The organism is Pseudomonas sp. 58 R 12, assembly GCF_900005865.1.
Lineage (GTDB): Bacteria > Pseudomonadota > Gammaproteobacteria > Pseudomonadales > Pseudomonadaceae > Aquipseudomonas > Aquipseudomonas tritici.
Map to the genome: position 1 here is coordinate 848,904 of NZ_CVTP01000028.1, position 18,084 is coordinate 866,987.

18 protein-coding genes are annotated in these 18,084 nt (G+C 61.6%); 10 read left to right on the forward strand and 8 right to left on the reverse strand.

Features of this window, described 5'->3' with window-relative positions:
• Positions 1 to 86: 86 nt before the first annotated feature.
• Positions 87 to 2,375 (forward strand): 5-methyltetrahydropteroyltriglutamate--homocysteine S-methyltransferase, encoded by a 2,289-nt coding sequence (metE, locus tag BFP95_RS28320; protein WP_065911031.1) that lies wholly within the window; start codon positions 87 to 89, stop codon positions 2,373 to 2,375.
• Between the two features lie 128 nt (positions 2,376 to 2,503).
• Here the strand turns inward: metE and BFP95_RS28325 are convergent, their stop codons facing one another.
• Entirely contained in the window at positions 2,504 to 3,658 is a 1,155-nt protein-coding gene (locus BFP95_RS28325) for a DUF1624 domain-containing protein (protein ID WP_065911063.1), read from the reverse strand.
• 134 nt (positions 3,659 to 3,792) lie between these two features.
• Here BFP95_RS28325 and BFP95_RS28330 point away from each other — a divergent pair, with 134 nt between their 5' ends.
• The 4 genes from BFP95_RS28330 (at position 3,793) to BFP95_RS28345 (ending at position 8,385) form a co-directional block, all read left to right on the forward strand.
• Complete coding sequence (locus BFP95_RS28330; RefSeq protein WP_049712781.1) at positions 3,793 to 4,290, forward strand: sigma-70 family RNA polymerase sigma factor; 498 nt, start codon at positions 3,793 to 3,795, stop codon at positions 4,288 to 4,290.
• On the forward strand, positions 4,287 to 5,240 hold the full coding sequence (locus tag BFP95_RS28335; RefSeq protein ID WP_065911032.1) for a FecR domain-containing protein: 954 nt from the start codon (positions 4,287 to 4,289) through the stop codon (positions 5,238 to 5,240). Before BFP95_RS28330 ends, BFP95_RS28335 begins: the two co-directional genes overlap by 4 nt.
• A gap of 90 nt (positions 5,241 to 5,330) precedes the next feature.
• Positions 5,331 to 7,763, forward strand: a complete 2,433-nt coding sequence (locus BFP95_RS28340; RefSeq protein ID WP_065911033.1) for a TonB-dependent receptor — start codon at positions 5,331 to 5,333, stop codon at positions 7,761 to 7,763.
• Between the two features lie 85 nt (positions 7,764 to 7,848).
• Positions 7,849 to 8,385: a DUF924 family protein gene (locus BFP95_RS28345; RefSeq protein WP_065911034.1), complete on the forward strand. Its 537-nt coding sequence runs from the start codon at positions 7,849 to 7,851 to the stop codon at positions 8,383 to 8,385.
• Between the two features lie 9 nt (positions 8,386 to 8,394).
• Here BFP95_RS28345 and BFP95_RS28350 read toward each other — a convergent pair whose 3' ends face one another.
• Positions 8,395 to 9,213, reverse strand: a complete 819-nt coding sequence (locus BFP95_RS28350; protein WP_139115331.1) for a hypothetical protein — start codon at positions 9,211 to 9,213, stop codon at positions 8,395 to 8,397.
• Positions 9,214 to 9,280: 67 nt separating this feature from the next.
• On the opposite strand from BFP95_RS28350, the gene yfcF reads away from it, so the two are divergent.
• Positions 9,281 to 9,913 (forward strand): glutathione transferase, encoded by a 633-nt coding sequence (gene yfcF / locus BFP95_RS28355; protein WP_065890812.1) that lies wholly within the window; start codon positions 9,281 to 9,283, stop codon positions 9,911 to 9,913.
• On the opposite strand, the gene BFP95_RS28360 is transcribed toward yfcF, so the two are convergent.
• The gene (locus BFP95_RS28360) at positions 9,888 to 10,160 is read right to left on the reverse strand and encodes a hypothetical protein (protein WP_049712787.1); all 273 of its coding nucleotides are present in this window, start codon (positions 10,158 to 10,160) and stop codon (positions 9,888 to 9,890) included. The genes yfcF and BFP95_RS28360 overlap by 26 nt on opposite strands.
• A gap of 131 nt (positions 10,161 to 10,291) precedes the next feature.
• Here BFP95_RS28360 and BFP95_RS28365 point away from each other — a divergent pair, with 131 nt between their 5' ends.
• Positions 10,292 to 10,927, forward strand: a complete 636-nt coding sequence (locus BFP95_RS28365) for a hypothetical protein (RefSeq protein WP_049712788.1) — start codon at positions 10,292 to 10,294, stop codon at positions 10,925 to 10,927.
• 34 nt (positions 10,928 to 10,961) lie between these two features.
• Entirely contained in the window at positions 10,962 to 11,303 is a 342-nt protein-coding gene (locus BFP95_RS28370) for a hypothetical protein (protein ID WP_049712789.1), read from the forward strand.
• A gap of 58 nt (positions 11,304 to 11,361) precedes the next feature.
• Here BFP95_RS28370 and BFP95_RS28375 read toward each other — a convergent pair whose 3' ends face one another.
• Together BFP95_RS28375 and BFP95_RS28380 are read right to left on the reverse strand one after the other, a co-directional pair.
• Positions 11,362 to 12,108, reverse strand: coding sequence for a creatininase family protein (locus BFP95_RS28375; protein ID WP_049712790.1), 747 nt, complete (start codon positions 12,106 to 12,108; stop codon positions 11,362 to 11,364).
• A gap of 32 nt (positions 12,109 to 12,140) precedes the next feature.
• Positions 12,141 to 12,854 carry a murein L,D-transpeptidase catalytic domain family protein gene (locus tag BFP95_RS28380; protein WP_049712791.1) on the reverse strand — a complete coding sequence of 238 codons (714 nt, stop codon included), beginning with the start codon at positions 12,852 to 12,854 and terminating at the stop codon, positions 12,141 to 12,143.
• Positions 12,855 to 12,894: 40 nt separating this feature from the next.
• On the opposite strand from BFP95_RS28380, the gene BFP95_RS28385 reads away from it, so the two are divergent.
• Positions 12,895 to 14,490 (forward strand): L,D-transpeptidase family protein, encoded by a 1,596-nt coding sequence (locus BFP95_RS28385; protein ID WP_065881997.1) that lies wholly within the window; start codon positions 12,895 to 12,897, stop codon positions 14,488 to 14,490.
• Between the two features lie 112 nt (positions 14,491 to 14,602).
• Here BFP95_RS28385 and BFP95_RS28390 read toward each other — a convergent pair whose 3' ends face one another.
• A complete protein-coding gene (locus BFP95_RS28390; protein ID WP_065911035.1) occupies positions 14,603 to 15,166 on the reverse strand; it encodes an AAA family ATPase in 564 nt (187 codons plus the stop codon).
• A gap of 74 nt (positions 15,167 to 15,240) precedes the next feature.
• Between BFP95_RS28390 and dapF the strand changes: the two genes are divergently transcribed.
• Complete coding sequence (gene dapF, locus BFP95_RS28395; RefSeq protein ID WP_065882000.1) at positions 15,241 to 16,044, forward strand: diaminopimelate epimerase; 804 nt, start codon at positions 15,241 to 15,243, stop codon at positions 16,042 to 16,044.
• On the opposite strand, the gene BFP95_RS28400 is transcribed toward dapF, so the two are convergent.
• Together BFP95_RS28400 and BFP95_RS28405 are read right to left on the reverse strand one after the other, a co-directional pair.
• Entirely contained in the window at positions 16,032 to 17,174 is a 1,143-nt protein-coding gene (locus BFP95_RS28400) for a PAS domain-containing sensor histidine kinase (protein WP_065911036.1), read from the reverse strand. The two genes, dapF and BFP95_RS28400, sit on opposite strands and share 13 nt — an antisense overlap.
• Positions 17,164 to 17,979, reverse strand: coding sequence for an alpha/beta fold hydrolase (locus BFP95_RS28405; RefSeq protein ID WP_065872177.1), 816 nt, complete (start codon positions 17,977 to 17,979; stop codon positions 17,164 to 17,166). Before BFP95_RS28405 ends, BFP95_RS28400 begins: the two co-directional genes overlap by 11 nt.
• Positions 17,980 to 18,084: the final 105 nt, after the last annotated feature.

Sequence of the window (18,084 nt, forward strand, 5' to 3'; positions counted from 1 at the left end):
TGATCATCTCGAATAAAATGAGTTTGTTTCACTATCTCCATCTGCCGACAATAGCTCCATAAATATTGACATTGGAGTTGTAAGTCATGGCAGTCGCTCATTCCCTTGGTTTTCCGCGCATTGGACGCGATCGTGAATTGAAAAAAGCGCAGGAAGCGTTCTGGAAGGGCGAGCTCGACGAAGCCGGCCTGCGCGCCGTTGGCCGTGATCTGCGCAAGACCCACTGGGACCTGCAAAAACAGGCCGGCATTGAACTGCTGCCAGCCGGTGATTTCGCCTGGTACGACCAAGTACTGACCCACTCGCTGATGTTCGGGGTGATCCCGGAGCGGTTCCGCCCGGCGGATGGCATAGCCACCCTGCAGACCCTGTTTGGCATGGCCCGTGGTGTCAGCGACAGCTGCTGCGGCAGTGCCCACGCCCAGGAAATGACCAAGTGGTTCGATACCAATTACCACTATCTGGTGCCTGAATTCAGTGCTGACCAGCAGTTTCACCTGGGTTGGGATCAGTTGTTCGAAGAAGTCCAGGAAGCCCACGAGCTGGGCCACAACGTCAAGCCGGTAGTGATCGGCCCGCTGACTTACCTGTGGCTGGGCAAGGCCAAGGGTGGTGATTTCGACAAGCTCGATTTGCTTGACCGCCTGCTGCCGCTGTACGGCCAGATCTTCCAGCGCCTGGCAGAGCTGGGCGTGGAATGGGTGCAGATCGACGAGCCGATCCTGGTGCTGGACCTGCCGCAGGATTGGAAAAACGCCTTTGAACGTGCCTACAACCAGATCCAGCGCGACCCGTTGAAAAAGCTGGTGGCGACTTACTTCGGTGGCCTGGAAGAGAACCTCGGTCTGGCCGCCAACTTGCCAGTGGATGGCCTGCACATCGACCTGGTGCGTGCGCCGGACCAGTACCCGACCATCCTCGACCGCCTGCCGGCGTATAAGGTGCTGTCCCTGGGCGTGGTCAACGGCCGTAACGTCTGGCGTTGCGACCTGGAAGAGGCCTTGGCTACCTTGCAGCACGCCCATGAGAAACTGGGTGATCGGTTGTGGGTTGCGCCGTCCTGTTCCTTGTTGCACAGCCCGGTGGATGTAGGCCGTGAAGACAAATTGGATTCTGAGCTGAAAAGCTGGCTGGCGTTTGCCGTGCAGAAGTGCGCTGAAGTCGCCGTGTTGGCACGTGCGGTCGACGCGCCAGAAGCGCCAAACGTACTGGCTGCCCTGGCTGAGAGCCGCACCGTACAAGCGGCCCGCGCCGCGTCGCCGCGTATCCACAAACCTGCGGTGCAAGCCCGTGTGGCTGCGATCACCGCCAAGGACAGCCAGCGCCAGTCACTGTTTGGCCAGCGCATCGAGAAGCAACGTGCCGGCCTCAAACTGCCGCTGTTCCCGACCACCACCATCGGTTCGTTCCCGCAGACCGCGTCGATTCGCCTGGCGCGTCAGTCGTACAAGGCTGGAAAACTGAGCGAAGCCGAATACGTCGAAGCCATGCACAGCGAGATCAAGCACGCCGTGGAGGTGCAGGAAAACCTCGGCCTGGACGTGCTGGTGCACGGTGAAGCCGAGCGTAACGACATGGTCGAGTACTTCGCCGAGCAACTGGACGGCTATGCATTCACCCGCTTCGGCTGGGTGCAGAGCTATGGTTCGCGCTGCGTGAAACCGGCGGTGATTGTGGGCGACTTGAGCCGCCCGAAAGCCATGACCGTGGAGTGGATACGCTACGCCCAAGGCCTGACAGGCAAGGTGATGAAGGGCATGCTGACCGGCCCGGTGACGATGCTGATGTGGTCGTTCCCCCGCGAAGACGTGAGCCGCGAAGCGCAGGCCCGTCAACTGGCCCTCGCCATTCGTGATGAAGTGGTGGACCTGGAAGCCGCCGGCATCAAGATCGTGCAGATCGACGAAGCCGCATTCCGCGAAGGCCTGCCGCTACGCCAGGCGCAGTGGCAGCCTTATCTGGATTGGGCCACCGAAGTGTTCCGCCTGTGCGCCTCGGGTGTGCGTGACGAAACCCAGATCCACACCCACATGTGCTACAGCGAATTCAACGATGTGATCGAAAGCATCGCGGCGATGGATGCTGACGTGATCACCATCGAGACGTCACGTTCGGATATGGAGTTGCTGGATGCGTTTGAAGCCTTCGCTTACCCGAATGACATTGGGCCGGGCGTGTATGACATCCACTCGCCGCGCGTGCCGGAGGCTTCGGAGATGGCCAATCTGTTGCGCAAGGCGGCGAAGCGGATTCCGGCTGAGCGGTTGTGGGTGAACCCGGATTGTGGGTTGAAAACCCGTGGCTGGCCGGAGACTGAGGCGGCGTTGATCCACATGGTGACGGCCGCCCGTCAACTGCGCGCCGAACTGGCCTGATTCCTGAGTAGAACACGGTCAAAAATGTGGGAGCTGGCTTACCTGCGATGCAGGCACCTCGGTCTAACGTGATACCGCGGTGATGCAATCGCAGGTAAGCCAGCTCCCACAGAAAAGCAACCGGGGCGCTACAGGTATTTGAGCCAGGCCAGGTCGCGGCGCCGCGCTTTTAGCCCGGCGAACCAGCGCACTGGCAGGTAGAGCCCCAGCGGCAACAACAGCGCCATTAGCCATATCGCGCCCATGCCGTCGAACCCAAAGTAGTTGCCATGGTTCAGGCCAAACAACGCCACACACGCGACATACAGCACTTTCAACACATACAGATGCAGTAAATAAAAGAACATCGGCGCAGCCCCGAACGTGGCGAGCACGCCAATCCAGCGTTTCTGCCCCGCACGTTCAAACGCCAGCAACAGCAACAACCCAATCCCCAACGTCAGCGCCAAAAACAACAGCGAAGGCGGGTACTTGGTGACGTTGAAAAAGCTCATCAACGTCTGCACGCCACTGTCATACGCCTGCCAGGGCTTCTCGCCATAACCATTGGCCGCGCGCACTACCACACACCCCACCAACGCACCCACACCGCCCAGCAACAGATAACGTTGGCGAAACGCCGGTTGCATGCCATTGGCAAACAGCGGGCCCAAGCCGTAACCCAGGGCAATCACACCGATCCACGGCAGCACCGGATAAGTGGTGCGCAGTCGCAGCGAGTCGCCCACTTCGATCCAGTTGCGCTCATGCAGGATCGTCCACGGAATATGCAACGCCGAACCCGCGTCGAAATGCAGCCCATCCAGCAGGTTATGCCCGGCGATGATCACCACCGCCAACACGATCAACGCCGGACGCGGCAACCACACCAGCGCGGCCAGGGCGATCATGCTCACGCCAATCGCCCAGATCACCTGCATATAGATCACGCTGGGCGGCAGCTGGAAGGTCCAGGCGAAGTTGACCAGGGTAAATTCCAGCACCACCAGGAACAGCCCGCGCTTGAACAGGAACGCCGAGACATCGCGGCGGCCCTGGTATTTCTGGCCGTATAGCCACGCCGACAAGCCCGTGAGCAATACAAACACTGGCGCACACAGGTGGGCGAGGGTGCGGCTGATAAACAGTGCGGGCTCGGTGCTGTCGATGGTCATCGGGTCGCTGACCTGGCGGTGCAGCAGGAAGGTTTCGCGCACGTGGTCCAGCAGCATGAACAAGATCACCAGACCGCGCAGGGCGTCGATGGAAAGCAGGCGTTGGCGTAGCGGAACAGCATCGGTCATGGGCAGGGTCACAGGGCAGGGTGGAAATGGGGCGTTATCCTATAACATTAATTTGCGCGTTGCCGCGATTCGTTGCGCGGATTAGAATGCGATCAATTCTTAATTACTCCTTGGCCCCTGTGCCGGTGACTCGCATGTCGTCCCCCGTCAATCTGCCCATTCAGGACCTGTACTGCGAACACCACGGATGGTTGTACCGCTGGCTCGACCGCAAGTTGGGCAATGCCAGCGACGCGGCCGACCTGGCCCACGACACCTTTATGCGCCTGCTGACCCGTCAGAACGGCGCCGGGTTCGGCACTGAGCCGCGCGCGTTGCTCACCCATATCGCCAAGGGCTTGATGATCGACAGTTGGCGTCGCCAGGAAGTCGAGCGCGCCTACCTGGAAACCATCGCCCATCTGCCGGAGCAGGAAGTGCCGTCGCCGGAAACCCGCTGGCTGATCCTGGAGGCGCTGTACCGCATCGAAGCCATGCTGCGCGATTTACCGGACAAGACTCGCCGAGCCTTCCTGATGTCGCAGATCGACGGCCTGACTTACCAGCAGATAGCCGATGAATTAGCGGTGTCGCTGGTCTCGGTCAAACGCTACATGCGCGAGGCCTTCCTTGCGTGCCTGAGCGTGGCATGAACCCGTCCATCGACCCGTTGATCCTTGGCGAAGCCGCTGACTGGATGGTGCAATTGCAGTCCGGCAGCGCCACCGATGAAGACCGCCGCGCCATCGCTCAATGGCAGGGCCGCAGCGCCCAGCACGCCCAGGCGTGGCAACGGGCGCAGGCGATTCTGGGGGATTTCAACAGCGTGCCGGCTGCGATTGCCGGCGACACCCTCAAACGCATCGGTCGCAAGCAATCCCTCGGCCGCCGCCAGGCCCTCGGGCTGTTGCTGCTGGCGGCGCCGGCGACGTGGCTGGCCTATCGGCACAAGCCCTGGCAGCCCTGGACAGCCGACCAGCACACCGCTATTGGCGAGCAACGCAACCTCACGTTGCCCGACGGCACACGCCTGCTGATCAACACCGCCAGCTCGCTGAATATCGCCTTCACCGACCAGGTGCGGCGCCTCGAGTTGCTGCAAGGCGAGGTGATGATCACCACCGCCAAAGACCCCGCGCCGACACCTCGACCGTTTGTCGTGCAGACCCGCCACGGCACCGCCCGTGCGCTGGGGACGCATTTCAGCGTGCGGGTCGGCGAGCAGAGCAGCCGCGTGGCTGTGCTCGACGGCGCGGTGGAAATGCTGCCGCAGCGCGCCAGTCGTGGGTTGATCCTCAAGGCCGGCGAGCAAAGTGCCTTTGGCAGTGACGGCGTCGCCGCAGTGCAGCCGCTGGATATCAGCACGACGACCTGGCAGAGCGGCATGCTGCTGGCCCAGCACATGCGCCTGGCGGATTTGCTCGATGAACTGGGGCGCTATCGCCATGGCGTGTTGCGTTGCCACGACAGCGTGGCCGGGTTGACCGTGTCCGGGGCATTCCCCTTGCGTGACACCGACGCCAGCCTGCGCCTGTTGCAGGAAACCCTGCCGATCAAAGTCAGCAGCCTGACCGGTTACTGGGTGACCCTCGAACCGCGCTGAAATTTTTTCATTTTTCGCTGATACCTTTTCAGTTGTCGCCCGGTGTAGAGGAGAACCCTCAACATTTGTACCGCGCCGACAGGAATTCCCATGACCTTCACACCGCATCCCATCCGCCCTTTGAAGGCCTTGAGCCTGGCTGTTGCCCTGGCGGCGATCGCACCGTTGCACAGTGCCGTGGCAGCGGACGCGGCGTCGACCAGCGCAGTACGCAGCTACAGCCTCGCGCCGGGCCCCTTGGGCAATGTGTTGGCGCAGTTCGCGGCGTTGTCCGGGGTGCCGTTGTCGTTTGATTCCACACTGCTCAATGACCAGCAAAGCGCCGGTTTACAGGGTAGCTATACTGCGCAATCAGGTTTTATGCAGCTGCTGCAAGGCAGCGGCTATACCCTGCAAAACACTGGCGCGAATGGCTACACCGTAGTGCCCCAGGCCACTGGCGATGCGCTGGAGCTGGGCGCGACCACCATCAGCGGCGAGAGCGGGGCGCAGGCCGACACCTATGCCGGTGGCCAGGTCGCGCGTTCGGCGCGTTTGGGGGTGTTGGGTAATCGCTCAATCAATGACGTGCCATTCAGCGTGGTCAGCTACACCGCCAAGACCATTGCCGACCAGCAGGCGCGCACCGTGGGAGATGTGCTGCTCAATGACGCGTCGGTGCGCCAATCCTCGGGTTTCGGCAATTTTTCCCAGGTGTTTACCATTCGCGGCCTGCCGCTGAACACCGATGACATTGCCTTCAACGGCCTGTACGGCGTGCTGCCGCGGCAGATCATCACCACCGAAGCGTTGGAGCGTGTCGAGTTGTTCAAAGGCCCCAATGCGTTCGTCAATGGTGTATCGCCAGCGGGCAGCGGTATTGGCGGCAGCGTCAACCTGGTGCCCAAGCGCGCCGAAGACACGCCGACCCGCAGCGTCACCCTCGACACCACCACCGATGGTCAAAGCGGCGGCCACCTCGACCTGGGCCAGCGTTTTGGCGAGGACAACCGCTTTGGCGCGCGGGTTAACCTGGCCAAGCACGGTGGCGACACGGCCATCGAGGATGAATTCAGAAGCTCGCAATTGGTGGCCGTCGCCCTGGATTACCGTGGCGATCGCCTGCGGGTGTCCACCGATTTCGGCTACCAGAAACAGCGCATCAACAATGGCCGCTCCGTGGTGTACCCGAATGGCGCCCAAGTGCCAGAGGCGCCATCGGCAAGGCACAACTATGCCCAGGATTGGAGCTGGTCGGAGCTGGAAGACGCCTACGGCATGTTCAATGCCGAGTACGACCTGAATGAAAACTGGACGGCCTACGTGGGCGGCGGGGCCAAGCACACGCGGGAAAATGGTCAGTATTCGTCGCTGTACGTGGGCAACAATGGCAGCGGTCGCGTGGGCTTTTTGTACTCGCCTCACGATGAAGACAACAAAAGCGCCATGGCCGGCTTGAACGGGCATTTCAACACGGGGGCGGTGACTCATCAGGTCAACGTCGGTTTGTCTGGCATCTGGGGTGAGCAGCGTTCGGCGTTTGAAGCGATCCTGCAGGCCAATCGTCAGCCGGGCAATCTGTATGACCCGGTGCAGATTTCGCGTCCTTCTGTCACCTACTTCGGCAGTGATATCCACGACCCGCGCATCGTCGGCAAAAACCGCATCAAAAGCGCGGCGGTGTCCGACACCCTGGGCTTTATTGACGATCGTGTGTTGCTGACCCTGGGCGTGCGGCGCCAGACCATTGAGGTGGACGCGTGGAATACCACCACAGGCGTGCGCAATGCCAACTACGCCGAGACCATCACCACACCCGTGTATGGCCTGGTGGTAAAACCGTGGGAGCACGTGTCGTTCTACGCCAACCGCATTGAAGGGCTGGCCCAGGGGCCAACCGCGCCGTTGACCAATGTCACCAACCCTGGTGAGGTCTTTGCGCCTAACCGCAGCAAACAGACGGAAGCAGGGGTGAAGCTGGATTGGGACAGCTTTGGTGCGACCTTGGGTGTTTACCGTATCGAGCAGCCGAACAACGCCACATCGCGCCTGCCCGGCAATACCCTGGACACCTTCAGCGTCGACGGCGAGCAGATCAACAAAGGTGTGGAGTTGAACGTCTTCGGCGAACCAATTGACGGCCTGCGCCTGCTGGCCGGTGCGACCTGGATGAACACCGAATTGAAGAACACCTCCAACGGCCTCAGCGACGGCAATCGCGCCGCCGGCGTGCCGCGCTTCCAGTACAACGTCGGCGCCGACTGGGACATTCCCGGCATCCAGGGCGCCGCCGTCAACGCACGGATGCTGCGCACCGGCGGCGAGTACGTTAACGCCACCAACACCCTGAGCATCCCCGCCTGGACCCGTGTCGACCTCGGCGCCCGTTATGGTTTCAAGGCCGACGACAAGTACATCACCCTGCGCGCCAACGTCGAGAACGTGGCGAACAAAGCGTATTGGGCGTCGGCGTCGACGGCCAATAATTACCTTACCCAGGGTGAGCCGCGCACCGTCAAACTCTCGGCGACGGTGGATTTCTAACCAGCGACGCCGCTCCCATATTTGATCCCGGCCAGGCGATGGATTCTGATACCGTCAGATGAATCGCTTGCCTAGGCCTCTCATCATGACAACGCCAAATGCCGTCATCGACTTCTGGAAACACGCCGGCCCAAAACGCTGGTTCGCCAAGGACGACGTCTTCGACGCCACGTTCCGCGACACCTTCCATGCTGCCCACTTGCAAGCCGCCCGGCGCGAACTGGAAAGCTGGCTGGACTCGGCGGAGGGCGCGCTGGCCCTGCTGATCCTGCTCGACCAATACCCCCGCAATACCTTTCGTGGCACCGCGCATATGTTCGCCACCGACCCGCTGGCGCGGCTGTATGCCCAGCGCATGGTGGACGCCGGGCTGGATCAGCAGATCGAACCGGCGTTACGCGCGTTCTGCTACCTGCCGTTCGAACATTCGGAACACCCGGCGGATCAGCAACGCTCCCTGATCCTCAACCAGCAACTGGACGCCAACACCTACCATTGGGCCAAGGAGCACGCCGAGATTATCGAGCGCTTCGGACGTTTTCCCCATCGTAATGAGGTGCTGGCTCGAGAGACCACGGATGAAGAGCGTGTGTTTCTGGATGAGGGTGGCTTTGCTGGATAGAGCAGGGTTTTATTGGGCGGGTCGGTAGATGTCCAGCCGCTCGCGCGCATATGGGCAACCGTTGCTTGCCAGCGCTTTCTCCAGGTATTCGATGCGCAGGGGCAACGCCTTCCTCTTATCAGTCTGACTGGCGAGCAATTTGTAGAGCTCAGCGCGGAAGTCGTTTGCACTGCCCAGTTGCAGTTCAACGCCAGTGGGGGGCGCCCCGCACGTTAGCCAGACGGTCGGTTGCGGGTAATAGCGAGCATAGTCGGGCAATTTCGCGAGAGCGCCTTGCAGCGCCGGTTCATACCGTGGGCCTTGGGTGTAACTCAGGCAGGCATTGGCCAGATACAGGGCGGCAGGGGCGAAGCCTGCCTCCAGGCTTGACGCCGAGAGGTCGCACATCTCCTGTTCTTTACCGGGGACCAGATAAGACTGGTAAAGCAACACCAGCCGATATTGCGCGACAGGGTGGCCGGCCGTTGCCGACTCGCTCAGCAGTCGCTCGGTGAGACGAAATGGCTCGCCCAGCTCGCGCATTTTCTGATCAAAGTCCGCCGCCTTCTGGTTGGCCTGCACGGACCGCATCAGGTCGGCGAGCTGTGGGTCGGTTTTCGCCAGGACCGCGACGGCTTCCTGGTACTGCGCTTCGCCGGGAGGCGATGAGTTTTCGCCGGCCATGGCTATCCACGAAGCGGCGAAGAGGGGCAGACAAAACACAAAAGGCAAGCGCAAGACGAAAATCCCTTTCCGGCCGTGCAGGGTTGCACGCGAGGCGGCGAGTCTACCTTGGCAGGCCTGGCCGTCAAAGCCTAGCTTGGCTATTCCTGCCAGGAATGCCCCCATAAAAACAGCGCATTGTCTTTCTCGCGGCACATCTCGTAGCGTGGTGTTCCATTCAAGGAGAGCCGTTATGAGCCAGCGACCGTTGCGTCTGTATGTTGATCATTTGTATACCAGCCCCTACGCCATGTCGGTGTTCGTGACCCTGAAGGAAAAGGGCCTGGCGTTCGACACGCTCACCCTGGACTTGGACGCTGCGCAGAACCAGACGGCTGATTTCGCCCAACTGTCCCTGACCCAGCGTGTGCCCACCTTGGTAGAAGGTGAATTTGCACTGTCGGAGTCTTCGGCGATCACCGAGTACCTGGAGCAGGTTTATCCCGAAACGCCGGTGTACCCGGCCGACCCCAAACAGCGGGCGAGGGCGCGGCAGGTGCAGGCGTGGCTGCGCAGCGATTTGCTGCCGATTCGCCAGGAACGCTCGACGATGGTGGTGTTCTATGGGCAGAAGATGCCGCCGCTGTCACCCGTGGCCGAAGCCGCCGCCGCGAAGTTGATCAGTGCGGCACAGGCGTTGTTGGTGGGTAACCCGGCCTATCTGTTCGGCGCATGGTCAATTGCCGATGTGGACTTGGCGGTAATGCTCAATCGCTTGATTCTCAACGGCGACAACGTGCCCGCCGAGTTGGTGGAATACGCGCAGCGCCAGTGGCAGCGGCCGTCGGTGCAGGCGTGGGTCAATCAACAACGCCCTGCGCTGTAGAGCGTTCAGTGATCTGCAAGACGCGGCGGTCCAGGTCTTCCCAGTCCGCCATGCCCAGCACTCGCGTGGTGTTCAGGCCGCGCAGGTAGCCGCGCAGTTGCTGGGCGCTGGCCGTGACTCGGCTGGCATCCGCCGCGTCATCCTGCAGCACGTTTTCATAATCGACCAGGTAATCGGCGACCCGCTCGCGAAACTCCGGTAGTACGGCTTCGCGGATGCGGTCGAAGGTTTTCTGGTGGGGCTTCATGGCGTGGTCCTTATAGGTTTTATGGGTGCACTATCGGTTCAGATAATAGTCACCATCACGGATCGCAAGTTCTGTTTTTGCAGGAAAAGCGGAAAATCCCCCCATCGAGACGCTGTTCAAGGAAATGCGCGATGAGGACGTTTATTCAACTAGCTTTGATGGCCCTGATGCTTGGCACGGTCGTCGTGAACAACGTCGCACTCGCCGATGATAGCCATTTGCTACCTATCGTCAGTAGCGTAGACTCGCTACAGCACACGCAGTCGGTAGGTGTGTTGTTGAGCGATAACACCCGCGACAACCTCAGCTACCTTGAACGCTACCACGACATGGCCTTGAATGGCGCCAAGGATGCCCTCGACGGGCGCATCCGCCAGGCGTTCGTCAACAGTTCCGACCCGGAACTGGCCATCGATTGGTTGATGAACTCGCTGCAAGGCAGTTTCTTGTCGGTGACTGTCTACGACAACCTGGATGCCCTGGTGCAGGCTCATCCGGATGTGGTGGTGATGCTCGATACCCATAACCAACTGCTGACCCAGCGTAACGACCAGGTCGAGGCGCGTTTTATTGCGCGGTTCTATGACGCGAACCTGCAATACATCGCCAAGGCCGAAGGCTCGGTGCACAAGCAGGTGCCATCGGTGTGGGTACGTGACAAGGCCGCGCCAGAGATTGCCGCGCAGATCGAGCAGCAGCGGGATGTGCAGCTGGATGCCTTGAAGCAGTTCGATGCGTCGCTCAAGGCGTTAGTCCGTGCGGGTTGATGTGAACCCTTATTTTTATAGTCAGGAATTTTTCATGCGCTCTTTTTTCGCCCCGGGCTTGGCCTTTGCTTCCCTGTTGCTTGCCGGTTGTGTTTCTGCTCCCAACGCACCAACGCTGACCCTGCAAACCAGCAAGGCCCCCGAGGCTTATGTGCAATGTGTATTGCCCAAGCTGGAAAAACACGGGATTACCTCCACCGTGACACAAGGCTCGCGCCACGCCAGGGTGTTGTTGACCAGCAAGATTGCCGCCGACGATGTACTGGAAGCCTACAAGTCCCAGGAGGGCGCCAAGGTGTTCTTGTATGAGCGCAAGCCGCTGGCGTCGACGATTACGCCGTCGCGGTTGGAACTGGCTGCACAGGAATGTAAGTAACACACGATCCCTGTGGGAGCAGGCAAGCCAGCTCCCACAGTTTGGATGTGTGTAGGGCCTAGGGTTTGGCTTCGTTGCTGAAGGTGTTGACCGTCTTGATCAGCCCTTGAGCCGCCAGTGCCACCAATTCCCCACCTTTCTCTACCGTCGCCAGCGCTGGGTCCGAGCCCATGCGCCCATCTGGGAAACGCGCGCGGAAGTCCAGCGCTTCGCGGATCGGCCCGGTGTTGGCGATTTGTGGCGAGTAGTCGGCGGTCTTGATCGATTCCGGGTACGCCCACTGCGTCACCGCGATCTCCGATGGCGTGGCATGGCTGCCATGGCCCACCGGGAATTGGCGTTGAGCCAGGTCACTTACACCTTCCAGATCCCACCAGTTCAGCAGTTTCAGCGCAAACCCGGTCGGGCGGCGGGCGAAACTCGCTTCGGCGTACAGTTCGGAAAATGCCGCTTCAATGGTGGCAACATTGCCGCCGTGGCCGTTCAGGAACAGGATCTTCTCGAAACCATGCCCGGCCAGCGAACGCACCCAATCGCCAATTGCGGCCATGAAGGTGGAAGGGCGCAGGGAAATGGTGCCGGGGAAGCCCAGGTGGTGCTGGGCCATGCCGATGTTGAAGGTCGGGCCGATCAGGATGTCGGCATTCTTCTGCGCCTCATGGGCGATGATCTCCGGGCACATCCAGTCGGTACCGAGCAGGCCGGTGGGGCCGTGCTGCTCGTTTGAGCCGATGGGGATCACCACCGTGCGGCTACGCTCCAGAAATTGCCCGATCTCGATCCAGGTGGATTGGTGTAGAAGCATTCGACGCTCTCTTTTTTATCTATGGGGACAGGCTATCCGCCACGGATTGTACGACTACTCGCCACCTGTTGGGGTTTGCAATTGAGGTACGTCGAGGACTTCAACCAGCGCTGGTCGGGGTACCACGAAAACATGAACTGCCCATCCTTGAGTTTATCCACCACCTGGCGCGCCACCTGCGGGCGCACGGCCGGGCAACCCTGGCTGCGGCCGATACGGCCTTCGCGCTTGCTCCACAACGGGCTCACGTAGTCGGCGGCGTGAATCACAATGGCGCGGTCGCGGGCCTGGTCATTGAAGCCCGGCTCCAGGCCATCCATGCGCAGTGAGTAACCGTGGGTGCCCAGGTAGCTCTCCTGGGTGCGGAACAGGCCCAGGCTGGATTGATGGCTGCCCTCAAGGTTGGAGAACTGCGTGGCGAAGTTCTCTCCGGATTTGGCGCCATGGGCCACCAGGTCGCGCAGCACCAGGGTCTTCTTGCGCAAATCGAAGATCCACAGCCGACGGGCGGTCGAGGGCTGGGAGTAATCAATGACGGCCAGGCGATCGGAACGTTCTTCGCCGTTATTGACCGCGCACTGCACCGCGTTCAGGGCGCTTTTCAAGACAGTGGGATTGAGTTCTGGAGCCGAGCGCGCCAGGCTGCTATACAAGGAAGGAGGAATCCCATTGGCGGCGAGCGCAAAATTGCTCAACGTAACCAAGGGCATGGCGATCAGGCCGAGGCGGCAAAGAAAATTCAACATCTACAGTACATCCCCCCGCTGTGGATTGGAGCTAAGACAATTGTTCAAAAAACACGCATGTTACTTGAGCATTTGCCTGCTCGTTGCACCATTGGTCGCGACAGCCGAGGCACTGCCGGTTGAGCCGTTGCCGGTGACCACGCCGGCGCCGGTCGATCTGGCGCCCGTGCAACAGGCGTTGGCGCAACTGCCCAGTGTCTGCCCAGGCCTGGCAACGCAGATCGATGCCGTCGGCCAACTGCGCCTGCAAGCGTTCTACCAACAGCAGGGCAACGCGCCGTTGTGGTCAGCCGAAGAGCGCCGCCAAGCCTTGCACACCCAACTGCAAATGCTCGCCGATGACGGCCTGAACCCCACCCACTATAGCTTGCCTTCGGCGGACGCCACGGCCAACGTGCTGTGCAGCGATATCAGCATCAGCCAAAGCTACCTGCAAGCCCTGCAGGATCTGCACTACGGGCGCCTGCAGCAATCGCGCTTCGAACCGTTGTGGCATTCCCAACCGCCCACCCGCGACCCCAACATCGAAGTGCTGGCCTTTGCCGCCACCGGCCTGCAAGACATGGCCCAGGCGTTTGACCAGGCCCGTCCCAGCGCGGACCTCTACCGCAGCCTGCGTAACGCCTATTCCACTGTGCGCCAGCAGCCGTTGCCCCATTGGGACCCGGTCGCCAGCGGCCCACTGTTGCGCCCCGGCATGGAAGACCCGCGCGTGCCGGAACTGGCGCGACGCCTGATCAGTGGCGGCTACCTGGCCAAGGCCTCCAGCGGCAAGCAGTACCACGACGAGCTGGTCAAGGCGGTCAAGGCCTTCCAGCTCAGCCACTCATTGCAGGCTGACGGCGTGATCGGCGCCGGCACCGTGGCGGAACTGAATATCAGCCCGGCGATCCGCCGCGAACAACTGCGCATCAACCTTGAACGCTTCCGCTGGCTGGCCCAGGACCTGGAGCCTGAAGGCGTGCTGGTCAACGTCGCCGCTGCGCAACTGAGCGTGTATCAGAGCGGCATCCCGGTATGGCAAACTCGCCTGCAAGTGGGTCGCGCCGAACGTCAGACGCCACTGCTCAAATCGCGCATCACGCGGCTGACGCTCAACCCCACCTGGACCATCCCGCCCACCATCATGCGCGAGGACAAGCTCCCGGCCATCCGCCTCAACCCCGAATACCTGCGCCAGCAAAACCTGCAAGTGCTCGACGCCGAAGGCCACCCGCTGGCACCCGAGCAAATTGACTGGGCGCGCCCCGGCAATATCCTGCTGCGCCAGGAAGCCGGCCCGCGCAACCCGCTGGGCAAGATTGTGATGCGCTTTCCCAACCCGTTTTCGGTGTACCTGCATGACACGCCCAGCCAGCCGCTGTTTACCAAAGGGCCGCGGGCGTTCAGCTCGGGCTGTGTGCGGGTCGAGCAACCGTTGTTGCTCAGGGATTTATTGGTAAGCCCGGCTGAGCGCGCCCGTACGGATGAGCTGCTGGCGACCGGCGTGACCCATGAGTTCAGGTTGGCGACACCGGTGCCGGTGCTGTTGGGCTACTGGACGGTCGAGGTCGACCGCCAGGGTGGGTTGGTGTACGCGCCGGATATTTATGCGCGGGACCTGGTGTTGATGAAGGCGATGGGGAGTGTGCTCTGAGGCACTCGCTCGACACCACCGCGGGCCTGTAGTGAGCGGGCTTGCCCCGCGCCGGGCTGCGGAGCAGCCCTGAATTCGGGCTAGGTTCTCACGGGAGTGATGCGGGGTGGTCTTACTGGGGCTGCTTCGCAGCCCGGCGCGGGGCAAGCCCGCTCACTACAAAGACCTCTCTTGCCGTAGAGGTGAGACTTGTCAAAATCATTGCAGTTGCCTGATCTGGCGTCATGAAGGCGGTGTCGACTGTCAGCGGTGCTTCATTCCAATCTTGGTACTCATGCACCAGAACCGACGCCCAGGTTGGAGGCGCCAGGCCGGCAATATCCCCCGCACGGGCTTCTACCCGCCGTTGATGTTCCAGCCGGTCAGAGCAAATCACCCTGACATCCAGCAACGCCACCTCTGCCGTTGCCGCTACGGTCTTCCACGCTTCCCGACTTTCCTCGACCGGGTTCACGCAATCGGCCACCACGGTGTGGCCCAAGCTTAGATTACTCAACGCCAGCGCATTCGCCACGCCATAGCCGCTGGCGCCCACATCAGTCGACAGTACGCCAGCTTCGCGGATCGCCTGTTCGATCACGTCGATGCGCAGGTAAACCGCGCCGATCTGGCGCGCCAATGCCTGGGCAATCGTGGTTTTGCCGGTGCCGGGCAGTCCGCTGAAGACAATTAACATGCGTTGCTCTCGATGGGGTTGGGCCGGTTCAGAGTATCCTTCAGTTCCCCCACAGGTCGACCACTGGACAGCCGATGCCTTTGCCGTTCGTAAAAATGCACGCCCACGGCGACGATTTCATCATCGTTGACCGCCGTGGACTCGACGATCCGATTAGCCCGCAAATCGCCCGCCAGTTGGGTAACCGCCACACCGGAATCGGCTTCAACCAGCTGGCTGTGCTGCTCGACTGTGAAGACGCCGCCGCGCGCATCAAGTTCTGGAACCCCAACGGCACGCCACTGGCAACCTGCGGCAGCGCCACCCGTGGTGTGGCCGACCGTTTGATGCATGAGGCCGGCACGGATTCGGTGGTGCTGCGCACTGATCGGGGCCTGCTGACCTGCGTGCGCGCGCCGGGGCGGCAAGTGTCGGTGAATATGGGCGAGCCTTCGCTGGAGTGGTCGGCAGTACCGCTGGCTGAAGCCATGGACACACGCACCTTGCCTCTGGAAGGCAACCCGGCGGCGTGCAGCATGGGCAACCCCCATTGCACGTTTTTCGTGGAAGACATCGCGGTTGTCGACGTAGCGGCCCTGGGCCCGGCGCTGGAAAACCACCCGCTGTTCCCGGCCAAGACCAATGTGCATTTCGTGCAGGTGCTCGACCGGGGCCACATCCGCCTGCGTATCTGGGAGCGCGGCGGTGGCGTGCCGTTGGGTTCCGGCTCGTGCTGCTGTGGGGCGGTGGTCAATGGGATTCGGCGTGGGTTGCTGGATGCCACGGTGCAGGTGCAATGCGACGGCGGCACCGTGACCGTGCACTGGGCAGGCGAGGGCGATGTGGTGCTGACGGGCAGTGTGGAGCCGGTCATGCAGGGCAGCGTCTACGTGCCCTGAAACTTCACGGTAAATGTGGTGCCGAGTGTGGTACAGGAACTCACCGCCACATCCCCGCCGTGTACCTTGGCCAACTCGCGCACGATATACAGGCCAAGGCCCACACTGCGCACATCGCTGCCTTGGTCGGTGCCACGGGTCATGGGCTCGAACAGCCCGGCCAGCAGCACTTTGGGAATCGCCGCCCCATAATTGTGTACTGACACTTCGCAGGCACCATCGCCCAGCCGCGACGTCACCGTGATCGGCTGTTGCAGGTCGCCATAGGCCACGCTGTTGGCCACCAGGTTGCCGATGATCTGCTGCACGCGGTCGGCGTCCAGGTTGGCATCGCCATGGCCTTGTGCGTGATGCTCCAGTGTTGCCTTGGGAAACGCCACGCGCAGTTCATCCACGGCGCGGTGAATCACGCTGTGCAAATCCAGAGGGGCCGCCTTGATGACGATGCCCTGGCCGACACGGGCCTGGGTGAAGTCCAACAGGTCGGCGATCATGCGCTGGGCGCGCTCGGACGATTGACCGATATGCCCCAGCAGTTGGCGTTCCTTGGCCGTGCGTTCGCCACGGCTGAGAAAGTCGGACGCCATGCGGATCGCGGTGAGCGGGTTTTTCAGGTCATGGCTGACAATCGCGACCATCTGCTCGGCGAACAGCGCACGGCGTTGAGCGATGGCATAGGCCTCGCTCAACTCGGCCTGGGCTTGATGCAGTGCCAGTTCAGCGGCGGTTTTTTCCTGCAGCAGCGCTTCGGCCGTTTTGTGGGCGTTCAGCAGCTCCCGCTCGTATTTGTCGCGATCAGTCGTGCCAAACAACGCGAGGTCGTAGACCACGTGATCGGCCAGTTCGCGTTTATTGCCGTTGAGCAGCATGGTCAGCTTGTGCCCGTCGCGGTGCAGCAGGTCCAGTTTCACCTCGGCGACACTGCCGTGCATGCGCAGCATCGGCGCCAGGTGGGTCTGGTGGAAAATCCGCCCGCCCATGGTCAGCAGGTCCTGGAAACGCTTGCCGCACAATTCGGCAGTGCTGAACCCCAGCCACTCGCTGAAGCGCGCGTTGGCCTGCAGGATCGTGCCGTCTTGCGCGGTGACTGCCAGGGCGCAGGCGGCGCTGTCGAATAGCTCAGCCGGCATCGGGCACGGCCCACGGTGCCAGAAACGCTTGCATGGCAGTCGCGCAGGCGTGCGGCGCGCTCATGTGAGGGCAATGGCCGACGTTGTCCACCAGGCAATAGGTGCTGTTGGGCAGTACGCTGTGCAGGTATTCGCCCACGGCGATGGGGGCGATCAGGTCATCGGTCGATTGCAGGATCAGCACCGGGGTGGTCAGGCCGATCACGTCCTTGCGGTTGTCCGACATAAACGTGACCCGCGCGAATTGCTTGGCGATGTCGGGTTCGGTGCGGCAGAAACTGTCGGTCAGCGTGTCACTCAACGCCGGTTGGTCGGGCGCGCCCATGATCACCGGGGCCATGGCACTGGACCAGCCGAGGTAATTGCTGTCGAGGGTGTCGAGCAGGTCATTGATATCGCTGCGCTTGAAGCCGCCGACATAACCGTCTTCGTCGATATAGCGCGGCGACGGGCCGATCATCACATGGGCGGCAATACGGCCGGGGGCCAGGCGGTCGGCGAGGGTGCCGATCATCGCGCTGACCGAGTGGCCCACGTGAATGACGGGGCCGACCGCGTATTGATCAATGATCTCGTTCAGATCGCGGGCGTAGCCATCCAGAGCACTGTATTTAGCCTTGTCAAAGGCGCTGAGGTCCGACAGCCCTGCGCCAACCAAGTCGTACAGCACGACCCGAAAACGCTCGCAAAATGACGGGACCAAGTAATTCCACATGGCTTGGTTGCAGCCAAACCCGTGGGAAAACACCAGCGTCGAGGCGCCGTTGCCCATGACACTGACGTTGTTGCGCTTTTGTAAGTCCATGCAGGGCCCCGGTTATGGCGTATTGCTATGCGTGCGGCAGTTTAAATAGTCAATGCCGCAGGGTCACGCGTTATAGCGCTGATAAGGTAAAGTCGGCGCCTTCAG